The organism is Streptomyces sp. NBC_01260 (assembly GCF_036226405.1).
Lineage (GTDB): Bacteria > Actinomycetota > Actinomycetes > Streptomycetales > Streptomycetaceae > Streptomyces > Streptomyces laculatispora.
Genome location: NZ_CP108464.1, coordinates 7,321,587 through 7,333,131 on the forward strand (window position 1 = coordinate 7,321,587; position 11,545 = coordinate 7,333,131).

Annotated in this window: 11 protein-coding genes; 5 read left to right on the forward strand and 6 right to left on the reverse strand. The window is 72.1% G+C overall.

The features are described from left to right. Positions 1–22 precede the first annotated feature (22 nt). Entirely contained in the window at positions 23–517 is a 495-nt protein-coding gene (locus OG322_RS32700; protein ID WP_405702048.1) for a hypothetical protein, read from the reverse strand. A gap of 402 nt (positions 518–919) precedes the next feature. Here OG322_RS32700 and OG322_RS32705 point away from each other — a divergent pair, with 402 nt between their 5' ends. From OG322_RS32705 to OG322_RS32720, 4 genes are read left to right on the forward strand one after another with little or no spacing between them, the layout of a single operon-like run. Further along, the gene (locus OG322_RS32705; RefSeq protein WP_329307339.1) at positions 920–3,799 is read left to right on the forward strand and encodes a sensor histidine kinase; all 2,880 of its coding nucleotides are present in this window, start codon (positions 920–922) and stop codon (positions 3,797–3,799) included. After that, complete coding sequence (locus OG322_RS32710) at positions 3,796–4,239, forward strand: roadblock/LC7 domain-containing protein (RefSeq protein ID WP_123468211.1); 444 nt, start codon at positions 3,796–3,798, stop codon at positions 4,237–4,239. The genes OG322_RS32705 and OG322_RS32710 overlap by 4 nt, the downstream gene beginning before the upstream one ends. Before the next feature lie 9 nt (positions 4,240–4,248). Continuing rightward, on the forward strand, positions 4,249–4,671 hold the full coding sequence (locus OG322_RS32715; protein WP_123469697.1) for a DUF742 domain-containing protein: 423 nt from the start codon (positions 4,249–4,251) through the stop codon (positions 4,669–4,671). Next, entirely contained in the window at positions 4,652–5,257 is a 606-nt protein-coding gene (locus OG322_RS32720) for a GTP-binding protein (RefSeq protein ID WP_123468209.1), read from the forward strand. The genes OG322_RS32715 and OG322_RS32720 overlap by 20 nt, the downstream gene beginning before the upstream one ends. Before the next feature lie 112 nt (positions 5,258–5,369). On the opposite strand, the gene OG322_RS32725 is transcribed toward OG322_RS32720, so the two are convergent. The 4 genes from OG322_RS32725 to OG322_RS32740 all read right to left on the reverse strand — a co-directional run bounded on the left by OG322_RS32725 (position 5,370) and on the right by OG322_RS32740 (position 8,369). Then, the gene (locus OG322_RS32725) at positions 5,370–6,560 is read right to left on the reverse strand and encodes a lipid-transfer protein (protein WP_329307340.1); all 1,191 of its coding nucleotides are present in this window, start codon (positions 6,558–6,560) and stop codon (positions 5,370–5,372) included. After that, on the reverse strand, positions 6,560–7,048 hold the full coding sequence (locus tag OG322_RS32730; RefSeq protein WP_185095642.1) for a Zn-ribbon domain-containing OB-fold protein: 489 nt from the start codon (positions 7,046–7,048) through the stop codon (positions 6,560–6,562). The genes OG322_RS32725 and OG322_RS32730 overlap by 1 nt, the downstream gene beginning before the upstream one ends. A 49-nt stretch (positions 7,049–7,097) precedes the next feature. After that, positions 7,098–7,445 (reverse strand): DUF962 domain-containing protein, encoded by a 348-nt coding sequence (locus OG322_RS32735; protein WP_123468205.1) that lies wholly within the window; start codon positions 7,443–7,445, stop codon positions 7,098–7,100. A 117-nt stretch (positions 7,446–7,562) separates the two neighbouring features. Further along, a complete protein-coding gene (locus OG322_RS32740; RefSeq protein ID WP_123469691.1) occupies positions 7,563–8,369 on the reverse strand; it encodes a M15 family metallopeptidase in 807 nt (268 codons plus the stop codon). Between the two features lie 57 nt (positions 8,370–8,426). Between OG322_RS32740 and OG322_RS32745 the strand changes: the two genes are divergently transcribed. Beyond that, positions 8,427–8,969: an NUDIX domain-containing protein gene (locus OG322_RS32745; protein ID WP_241200524.1), complete on the forward strand. Its 543-nt coding sequence runs from the start codon at positions 8,427–8,429 to the stop codon at positions 8,967–8,969. A gap of 6 nt (positions 8,970–8,975) precedes the next feature. Here the strand turns inward: OG322_RS32745 and OG322_RS32750 are convergent, their stop codons facing one another. Further along, positions 8,976–11,327: a glycoside hydrolase family 31 protein gene (locus OG322_RS32750; protein ID WP_123468201.1), complete on the reverse strand. Its 2,352-nt coding sequence runs from the start codon at positions 11,325–11,327 to the stop codon at positions 8,976–8,978. Positions 11,328–11,545 lie beyond the last annotated feature (218 nt).

Below are 11,545 nucleotides of genomic sequence, written 5' to 3' on the forward strand. Positions count from 1 at the left end.
CGGGGCGGCCGCCCCAGCGGGTTCAGGCCCGGGACAGCTTGCGGCTCTCGGAGCGGCGGCGTATCCGCGCACCGTCTCGCTGTTCGGTCCGGGCGGCCCGCCTCGCCCTGCGCCTCTCACGGCGCAGCTGCCGGGCGGAGCTGCTCGGCATCGACACCACGCCGTTGCGCTGATTCCACACCTGCCGGGTGACCCACACATCCAGCACCGACCAGGTCGCGCCCACCGTGCTGGCCACACCGCTCAGCACCATCGGGAAGGCCAGCCAGGACCCTGTCACCGTGGACAGGAAGGCCACCATCGCCTGGATGACCGTCAGCGACAGGATCAGAACGGCCCGTACGGCCGCCTTGCGCACCGGGTCCGGCATCCGCCGCCGCAGCGCCGGTTCCTCGACCCAGAGCGGCTGCCGCGGAATCACCGGCCTGCCGCGCGCCACCGCGGACGCGGGCGCCGCACCCTTCACCGCCCGGACCGGCGCCGACTCCGCAGCGCCATGACGCTCTTCCGTGTCCAAGGACTTTCAACTCCCCACTGCTGTCCGACTTCAGGGTTGCTGCCCGGCATGAGTGGTTTCTACGCGGACGGGCCACCCCATCCTGCCGAACGTGCCCCCGCAGTCCCCCTACCCCCGTACAGACAGACGAGTGCCGGGCTGTGAAGATTCCCCCGAACCGTCACGGAGGGAAGAATTCCAGCCAACTGGCGCGGGGAGGAATGTGTGGCTCTGGCTGGTCTCTTCTGTCGCTTTCACGAATTTCATCTCCTGGAATACCGGGACAACTCATGGTCAACTCCCAGTAAGGAGGCCGAAAATCGTCCGGATGTGCCTTCGAGTTGTCTGTGCGTCGGTAGTAGGCTCGCGCCGTTTGTTGACGGAACACCATCACCGCCCTGCGGGGCCGAGCTGGGGGAGGCCATGCGCTTTCGCGGAAAGTCCATCCGCAGGAAGATCGTGGCGTTGCTTCTGGTGCCGCTCGTCTCCCTCACCGCACTATGGGGCTTCGCCACTTATCTGACCGGCCGCGAGGCCGGCCAGCTGATGAGCGCGAGCACGGTGGTGGAGAAGATCGGCCACCCCCTGGAGGACACCGTCCGGGTCGTCCAGAACGAGCGCCGGCAGACTCTCGTCTTCCTCGCTGACCCGCGTGCCTCCGACGCCCTGCCGGTCCTGCGCCGCCAGCGCGCCGCCACCGACCGGGTCGTGGACCAGGTCAACAGGAGCGCGCGGCACAAGGACATCCGCGACGCGCTGCGTCCCGACGCCGAGGCCCAGCTCAGCTCGATCCTGGGCGCCGTCGAGGGCCTGCAGTCGCTGCGCGACTCCGTCGACAAGCGCACCATCGGCCGGGCCAAGGCGATGGAGTACTACAACGGCCTCATCGACCCCTGCTACCGCTTTCTGACCGGCCTCCACGTCATGGAGAACGTGTCGATGGACAAGCAGGTCCGTGCCCTGGCGGGGATCTCGCGCGCCCGTGAAATGCTCTCCCAGGAAGACGCACTCGTCGTGTCCGGGCTCCTCGCGGGACGGCTGACGGCCCCCGAACTCCGGCAGATCTCCGACCTGATCGCCAAGCGCGGGCTGCTGTACGAGATCAACCTCGAAGCGCTCCCCGCCTCGGAGCGCCGCCGTGGCCAGCAGTACTGGGCGAGCCCGGACAGCGAGCCCCTGCGCTCCGCCGAGGACAAGCTCATGGCGCAGGGGCCCACGCACGACCCCCGCGAGATGGACGCCGCACGCTGGCAGGAGGTGGCCCCGCCGGTCCTGGACCGGCTGGCCAACGATTCGACCGAGATGAACAACCGCTTCCAGGACCGAGGCAGGCCCGCCGGCTACGGCGTTCTGATCAAGGCGGGTGTCGCCGGCGTACTGGGATTCCTGGCCCTGCTCGTCTCGGTCTTCGTCTCCGTGCGCATCGGCCGCGAACTCGTCCGCGACCTCTCGCGTCTGCGCAAGGACGCCCACGAGGTCTCCGGGGTGCGCCTGCCGAGTGTGATGCGCCGTCTCGCCGCGGGCGAACACATCGACGTCGAGACCGAGTCCCCGCATCTCAACTACGAACGTGACGAGATCGGCCAGGTCGGGCAGGCCCTCAACATTCTGCAACGGGCCGCGGTCGAGGCCGCCGTCAGACAGGCCGACATGCGCCGCGGGGTGTCCGAGGTGTTCGTCAACCTCGCCCGCCGCAACCAGGTGCTGCTGCACCGCCAGCTCACGCTCCTGGACACCATGGAGCGCCGCACCGAGAACACCGAGGAACTCGCCGACCTGTTCCGTCTCGACCACCTCACCACCCGTATGCGGCGCCACGCCGAGGGCCTGGTGATCCTCTCGGGAGCCGCACCGTCACGGCAGTGGCGCAAGCCCATCCAGCTGATGGACGTGGTGCGTGCCGCGGTCGCCGAGGTGGAGGACTACGAGCGGATCGAGGTCCGCAGGCTGCCGAGGATCGGTGTGGGCGGCCCGGCCGTCGCCGACCTCACCCACCTGATCGCCGAACTCCTGGAGAACGCCACGGTGTTCTCGCCCCCGCACACCGCGGTCCAGGTGCACGGCGAACGCGTAGCCAACGGGTTCACCCTCGAAATCCACGACCGCGGGCTCGGCATGCCCCCGGAACTCCTCCTGGACGCCAACCTCCGACTCGCCGAGACACCCGAGTTCGAGCTGTCCGACACCGACCGGCTCGGCCTCTTCGTGGTCAGCCGGCTGGCCCAGCGGCAGAACGTCAGGGTGTCGCTGCAGACCTCCCCCTACGGCGGTACCACGGCGGTCGTCTTCATCCCGGCGGCGCTGCTCACCGATGCCCCGGAGGCGCACGGCACCGGATTCCGCCTCGACCGCAGGTCCGAGAAGGCGATCGCCAGCAGCAGGCCGCGCGGCGACGCGGCGGGCAGCGGCAAGGACGGCGGCGAGGCGTTCGACCGCCCCGACGGAGGCCGTCCGCAGGGCAGCAGACCCGCCGGACTCTCACCGGTGCCCACCGGTCTGGCGGACCCGGCGCTGCTGGACGGGCCGGTCGAGCTCGAAGGCCCGGTCGGTCCACTGGACTTCACCCGCGACCCGGTACTCGAAGCCGTCGCCGGATCAGGGCTGGACCCGGTACTCGACGGGGTGTCCGACCTGGAGGACACCGAGAGCGAACGCGGCGGCATCTTCCGGGCCCGTGAGCTCCGGCGCGACGGCGACCGCGATCAGCACCAGCAGGCCGCCGACCAGATCGAGGACCATGACGGTGTCCGCGAACTGCGCCCGGACGGCATCAGGCCGCTGCCCCGCCGCAAGCCGCCGACCCTGGTCACCGACCGGGGCCGCCGGATCGACGAGTCGGGCCGGGCCCATCCCACGGCCACCGACCCGGAGGGCGCCCGACCGGCCCCGGGACCGGTCCGGGCCGCGGACCGCGGCCGGCCCACCGGACCCCGGCAGTCCAACGGCTTCCGGAACCGCACCGAGCACGCCACGTCCCCGGCGGCCACGCCCTCGGTGCCGGCGCCCCGCCCGTCGTCGGCCGCGCGGACCCCGGCGCCCGCTCCCGAGACCGTCGGCGGGCTGCCCCGCAGGATCCGGCAGGCCAGTCTGGCCCCGCAGCTCCGCGAGGGATCCGTCGGCCGTACCGCCGAGCCGGACCCGGTGGAGGGCGTGGAGGACATCGAGCGCGACGCCGACGAGGTACGCAGCCGCATGGCGTCGCTCCAGCGCGGCTGGCAGCGCGGCCGCCTCCAGAACGCCGAGGACGTGACCGGCCCCGGTGACACAGCACAAGGAACCACTCCGGGAGGGGACGGTCCATGACCGCACCGAACGCCGCAGCACTCAACTCAGCACGCCAGGGGTCCGGCGAACTCAACTGGCTCCTCGATGAACTCGTCGAGCGCGTCGCCAGCATCCGCAAGGCGCTGGTGCTCTCCAGCGACGGCCTCCCCACCGGCGCGTCCAAGGACCTGACCAGGGAGGACGGTGAACACCTGGCGGCCGTGGCCTCCGGGTTCCACAGCCTCGCGAAGGGAGTGGGGCGGCATTTCGAGGCCGGCCGGGTCCGCCAGACCGTCGTCGAACTCGACGAGGCGTTCCTGTTCGTCACGGCGGCCGGTGACGGCAGCTGTCTGGCCGTGCTCGCCGACTCAGACTCGGACGTCGGGCAGGTGGCGTACGAGATGACGCTGATGGTCAAACGTGTGGGTGCCCACCTGGCCAGCTCCCCCCGGACGACCGGTCAGACCTCCGGAGGGTGAGTGGATGGCATGAGCGCCGACTCCTCCCGTTCCCCGGCCGCCCCCGGCGGCCCGCAGTCCTCGCGCTGGTACGACGCCGACGCGGGGCCGGTCGTCCGTCCGTACGCGATGACGCGGGGACGTACCAGCAGCGCGTCCCGTCATCGTCTCGACCTGATCGCGATCGTCGTCCCCGAACCCGCGGCCGACGATCCCGGCCGGGACCAGATGCTCTCCCCGGAACACGTGGAGATCGTCGAACTGTGCAGCGGCATGCCCCAGTCGATCGCCGAGCTCGCGGCCGGTCTGGACCTCCCCGTCGGGGTGGTCCGGGTGCTGGTCGGTGATCTCGTCGAGGACGAGCTGGTGCATGTGACCCGTCCCGTTCCGCCGGCCGAGCTGCCGGACGTGAACATTCTTCGCGAGGTGATCAATGGCCTTCGGGCGCTCTAGCCGCAACAGGCGGCCCGTGGAGCCCGTTACCCTGAAAATCCTGGTGGCGGGCGGCTTCGGAGTGGGCAAGACGACCATGGTGGGAGCGGTCAGTGAGATCAGGCCGCTGCGTACGGAGGAGAGGCTGACCGAGGCAGGACGTCCCGTGGACGACCTGGAGGGTGTCGAGGCGAAGACCACCACGACGGTGGCCATGGACTTCGGGCGGATCACGCTCCGCGAGGACCTGGTGCTGTACCTCTTCGGCACTCCGGGGCAGGACCGGTTCTGGTTCCTCTGGGACGAACTCGCCCAGGGCGCACTGGGGGCGGTCGTCCTCGCGGACACCCGGCGTCTGGAGGACTGCTTCGCGGCGGTCGACTACTTCGAACGCCGGTCGATCCCCTTCGCCGTCGCAGTCAACTGCTTCGAGGGCGCCGACCGGTTCCCCACCGCGACGGTGCAGGCGGCGCTGGACCTGGATCCGGAGGTACCGGTGCTCCTGTGCGACGCGCGGGACCGCTCGTCCGTACGGGACGTACTGGTGGCCGTCGTCGAACACGCGCTGGCCCGCGCGGACGCACTGCGCGAACCGGCCACGACGTAGCCCCGGCCCGGAGCCGACGGGCGGCACCGGCAGCGAAACGCGGCACGTACCCCCGCACACAGGGGGTACGTGCCGTGCTTCGTGCGTCCGGCAGCAGCCGCGGGCCCGCCTGTCAGCGGACCGCGACGATTGCCGAGCCGTGGCCGAACAGCCCCTGGTTCGCGGTGATTCCGGTGCGCGCTCCCGGAATCTGGCGTTCCCCCGCCGTGCCGCGCAACTGCCAGGTCAGCTCGCATACCTGGGCGATCGCCTGCGCGGGCACGGCCTCGCCGAAGGACGCCAGCCCGCCGCTCGGGTTCACCGGGATGCGCCCGCCGAGTGCGGTCGCCCCCTGGCGGACGAGCGCCGCGCCCTCGCCCGCCGGGCACAGCCCGATGTCCTCGTACCACTCCAGCTCCAGCGCCGTGGAGAGGTCGTACACCTCGGCCAGGGAGAGGTCCGAGGGCCCGATCCCCGCCTCCTCGTACGCCGCACGGGCGATCGAGGCGCGGAAACTCCCGGCCGCCGGTTCCACGGCGACCGCCGAATCGGTGGCGATGTCCGGCAGATCGAGCACCGCCTTCGGATACGTCGGCGTCACGGTCGACACGGCCCGGATGCGGACCGGGTCCGCGGCCCCGTGACGCCGGGCGAACTCCATGCTCGACAGCACCAGCGCCGCCGCGCCGTCGGAGGTGGCGCAGATGTCGAGCAGCCGCAGCGGATCGGCGACCACCGCGGAGGCCGCGACCTGCTCGGTGCTCACGGGCGCCCGGTAGCGGGCGTTGCGGTTCAACGCGCCGGCCGCCGCGTTCTTCACCTTGACCAGCGCGAAGTCCGCCAGGGTGTCACCGTGCAAGGCCATCCGGCGACGGGCGTAGAGGGCGAAGTACGCGGGGTTCGTCGCGCCGAGCACCCGGAACCGCAGCCAGTCCGGATCGTCGGGCCGGTCGCCGCCCGCAGGGGCGAAGAACCCCTTGGGCGCCGCGTCCGCCCCCACCACGAGCACCACATCCGCCATACCGGCCAGGATCTGCGCCCTGGCGGTGTTCACGGCCTGGGCGCCCGACGCGCAGGCCGCGTACACGCTGGTGACCCGGGCGCCCTGCCAGCCCAGCGCCTGCGCGAACGTCGCCCCGGCCACGTACCCCGGATATCCGCCGCGCACGGTGTCCGCGCCGACCACGGACTGCACGTCCGGCCAGTCGACGCCCGCGTCGGCGAGTGCGTTGCGGGCCGCCACCCTGCCGTACTCCACGAAGCTGCGCCCCCACTTGCCCCAGGGGTGCATCCCGGCCCCGAGGACTGCCACGTCGCCGGCCATCACGCACCGCCCTCGCTTCCGGAGCCGGTGTCCACGGGCCGCCAGTGCCAGGTCGTCCACACCGTGCGCTCGTCCGTGCCGTCGCCGGACTCCGGACCGAGCACCCCCGGCACGACCTCGACCGTCATCCCGACCGCGAGATCCGCGACGCCGACCCCCGGCGCGGCCTGCCCGAGCACCACCATCCGCTCCGCCGCGAGCTCCACGGCCACCAGCGTGTACGGCTCCCAGGGCACATCCGGGTCGGAGGGGTAGGGGGCGGGCGGCCGGTAGCGGCCGTCGGTGTACGACCAGACCGTGCCCCGCCGGGACAGCGGGACCTCGACCGGTTCGCCGCCGGTACAGCCCGGATTGCGGCAGAAGCCGTCCTGGCGGGGGAAGAAGACCGACGAGCAGAGCGGACAGCGGGTGCCCAGCAGCCGGAAGTCCTCCTCGGGGCCGTCCTCGGTGAACCACCCGGCCACCACGGGTATGCGCTTGCGCGGCAAAGTTCCTCCCCAGCACTGAATCTGACGGAACGTCAGAAGTGTGCCACGGTCAGCTGTTGTCGGCGAGCCACTTGGCAGCGGTCTCCGCCAGCTCCCGGTCGCGGCCGGCCAGCATCATCCGGATCATCCGGACATCGCCGCGCAGCGACCAGGCCGGATGGCCGAAGGAGGCCGGGTTGTTCCCCTCGATCAGGAAATGGGCGGGCCAGGCGGTCCCGTACCCGATCAGCGGCAGCGCCGCCGCATACCGCTTGCGGCCGCGCGCCAGGCCGTAGGTGGTGATCGCGAGGCCGGTCAGGGTGCCGGTCAGATGGACCCAGCGGGTCGCGGCCCTGGAGTGCATCGCGACGTAATAGGGCCAGAATTCCTCGTACGAATCGAACGTCTGCTGTGGCATACGGGCACCGTAATGGCTGGAACGGCAACCGGATACGGCCGATCCGCGTCCGAGAGGAAGAACGGGTGGCCGGTACCCACGGGGGTGGTCCCAGTCACCCGTTCCGCTCCCGCGGTGTCAGTGACCGGCGACTGACCCGCGGGCCACCGGGAAGTCGAAATAGGTGTCGGGGAACAGCTCCGGCGTGAAGGTGTAGTGCCACCACTCCTCGGCCAGATTGACGAACCCGGCGTCGGTGAGCGTCTTCTTCAGGAACTGCCGGTTGGTGCGCTGCACTCCCTGGATCCGCGGATCGTCCGTGTGCGACAGCGTGTCGAAGCAGTCGAACCCGGTGCCCATGTCGATCGAGTTGTCCGGAAAGCGCTCGGCCTGCGGCGCGTAGCAGGGCACCAGCTCCTGACCCGGCCGGTACGGCGGGGCCGGCCGGGCCGGCAGCCTCATCAGCGTCAGGTCCACGGTGCTGCCCCGGCTGTGCCCGGACTTCTCCGCGATGTAACCGTCGGCGAACAGCCGGGTCTTGTCGACCCGCGGGTAGAACTCGCCCTTCATGGTCTCGTCGTCGAGATCCTTCGCCCACCGTACGAAGTGGTCGACCGCCCGCTGGGGCCGGTAGCAGTCGTACACCTTCAGTGAGTAGCCCTGACGCAGCAGCCGGAGCTGGGCCCGGTGCAGGGCCTGGGCGGCGGGCCGGGTCAGGATGCAGAGAGACTCGCGGTAACCGTCCACCGGCTCGCCCATGAAGTCGTGCCGGGTGGGATAGCGCATCTCCTGAATGATCGTGGGATCCACCGCACGCAGCGCGACGAACCCGGCGGGAGCCCTGGGCTCGGGCTTCGCCTGCGCCACCGGGGCGGCGGCGGTGACGGCGAGCAGGGCAGCGGCAGCGGCTGCCAGGACACGGAGAGCGGAAGCGAAGCCTGTCATGAGCACATCGTCCATCAGTCCGGCGGTGCCGGGCAGGAGATCGGATACAGTCCGCGCGTGTCCGCGACGACGAGTAGACCGGAGAAGCCCGTGAAGGACTCCCACTGCGGCAGCTGCGGAGCCCCGTACACCGCCCTCGCGTCCCCGGACACCTGGCCCCGCACCTGCACCGTCTGCGGCGCCACCGCTTACCGCAACCCGCTGCCGGTCGCCGTCGCCCTGCTCCCCGTCACCGACCGGGACGGCACCGGACTGGTCGTCATCACCCGCACCATCGAACCCTGCCTCGGCGGACGCGCACTTCCCGGCGGCTTCGTCGACCACGCCGAGGACTGGAAACACGCGGTCGTACGTGAACTCCACGAGGAGACCGGCATCGAGGCCCACCGCGACGACGTGCGGCTCGCCGACGCCCTCAGCTCACCGGACGGCCACCTGCTCCTGTTCGGCCTGCTCCCGACCCGGCCGGCCGCCACCCTCCCGCCGTCCGCGCCCACCCAGGAGACCTCCGGACACGAAGTGCTGCGCGCCCCCGAAGCGCTGGCGTTCCCCCTCCATACGGAGGCCGTCCGCCGCTGGTTCGCCGGCCGCTACCGCTGAGCACGCTCACAGCCCCCGGACCCGCACCGGGCAGTCCACCAGCCCCTCCTCACCGTCCCGCTCCACCACGACCCGCCCGCCCACCAGCCGCGTCGTGTACCGCTCGACCACCGCCGGCTCCCAGCCGTCCCCCGTGTCACGGACCACCCAACCGCCACCGCTGCGCCCCTCCGCCGGAGCCCAGACCTCCAGCTCCAGCCCCCCGTCCGCACCCCGCACCGGAATCACCGACCCGGCCCGCGCCAGCACCGGCACCCGCGACAACGGCGCCTCGACCACCACCTGACCGGGCCCCTCGTGCACCGCGCCGCTCACCGTGTCGTACCAGCGCCCCGCCGGCAGCCGCACCGCCCGCTCACCCACCCCCGGCCCCAGCACCGGTGCCACCAGCAGCGCATCCCCCAGCAGGAACGCGTCCTCGCACTCCCGCAGCGCCCGGTCGCCCGGCGCGCCCCACCACAACGGACGCACATACGGCGCACCCGTCAGCCGGGCCAGCTGCGCCAGCGTCACCCAGTACGGGCGCAGCCGCTCCCGCTCCAGCAGCACCTCCCGCGCCGCGTCGAGCACCCGCGGCCCGAACTCCCACGGCTCCCGGCGCCCCGCGTCGATCGCCGCATGAGTACGGAACAACGGCAGATACGCACCCAGCTGGAACCACCTCAGATACATCTCCGGCGAGGGCGATCCGTCGAACCCGCCCACGTCCGGCCCCGAGTACGGCACCCCGCACAGCCCGAGACCCAGCACCAGCGCCAGCGAGGCCCGCAGTCCGGGCCAGCCGGTCGACACATCACCGGACCAGGTACCCCCGTACCGCTGCATCCCCGCCCAGCCGGAACGCGAGAACAGGAACGGCCGCTCGTCCGGACGCAGCCGGCACAGCCCCTCGTACCCGGCGCGCGCCATGGCGAGGCCGTACACGTTGTGCGCCTCCCGGTGATCACCGCCGCGCCCGTCCAGTGAGTGGCGCGCGGAGCGGGGCAGCGTCGTGTCGCCGAACGCCGCGAACGACACCGGCTCGTTCATGTCGTGCCAGACGCCGGAGAACCCCTGCGCCAGCCGCTCCGCGTACAGCCCGCCCCACCACTCGCGCACCCGCGGATCGGTGAAGTCCGGATACACGCACTCACCCGGCCACACCTCCCCGCGCACGATCCCGCCCCGGGCATCCCGCACGAACGCACCCGAGGCCCCCACCGCCGTACCCGCGTCGAACACCGCGTTGCCCGGCGCCGCGGGCACCGCAGGGTCCACGATCGACACCAGCCGCACCCCTTCCCCGCGCAGTTCCTCGGCCAGCCCCGGCAGATCGGGGAACCGCTCGCGATCGACCGTGAACACCCGGTGCGCGTCGTAGTGGTCCACGTCCAGATGCAGCACGGACAACGGCAGCCCCCGCTCCCGGTAACCCGACACGATCCGCCGCACCTCCCGCCCGCTCCCGAACCCCCAGCGGGCGTGCTGCGGACCCAGCGCCCAGGACGGCGGCAGCGCCGGCGCGCCCGTCAGAGCCGTCCAGCCCTGCAGCACCCGGGCCGGCGTGCCCGCGACCACCCAGCAGCGCAGCGGCCCGCCGTCCATCCGCACCTCGGACATCCCCGGACGGTCATGACCGGAACCGGCGCCCTCCTCTCCCTCGCGCAGCGTCACCCGCCCCGCCCAGGAGTTGTCGTGGAACGCCAGATGCGTCCCCGCGTCCGAGACCACCAGCTGCACCGGCATCGTCAGGTACAGCGGATCGTCACCGGGCCCGAACCGGCCACCGGGATCGGTGTTCCACAGCCCGTAGACGCCGTCTCTGAGCCGCGGACCCGCCGCCCGCCCGCCGAGCCCGAAGAACCGCGCGTCCGCGGGGACCTCGGACCGCTGAACCCAGCGGGCGGACCCGCCCGCCACCGGCTCCCACCACCGGGGCGGCTGCTCACGGCGGAGCACCACGCCGCCCGGAGTGCGCAGCTCCACCGCCCCGTGCCGGGACACCGCGACGGTCAGCCGCTCCGAGACCACCTGCCACCCGCCGTCCTTGTCCGGCTCCAGAACAGCCCGCGGATCGGCGTCGGGAGCCGGACCGGGCAGCGCGTAAGAAGGAAGCGGCTCCGCCCCGTCCCACCCCCAGAAGACCGCACCCCCCACAGCCACCCGGACGCTCAGCTCCGAACGCGCGAACCGCACCACGCCACCGCCCGGCCCCGGCTCCGCACCCACCACCGGCCCCGGCACCCTCGCCCGCTCCGGGCCGCGCGACGGCAGCGCCCGCGCATCGGCCCGCGAGCGCCGCCACGCCGAGCGCACCGTACGGAGCCCCTGCCTCGAACCGACCGACTTCACCGAGCGCACCAGGTCACGACCGTTCATGCGGCTCACCCTGCCATCCGGCGAGGCGGGAGAGGGTTCTGTTCAACTTCCGTTCACCCACGGGCCGGACAGGACCGGACGCGGCCGGACGCGGCCGGACGTGGCCGGACCACATATCCGGACACGCGGTCATGGGCGGGCGGCCCTGGTGCGAAAGACGATCACATGGCATCGTCCGTGAAAGCCGCCTCACGCGCACACCCCAGCACGTGCGCGCG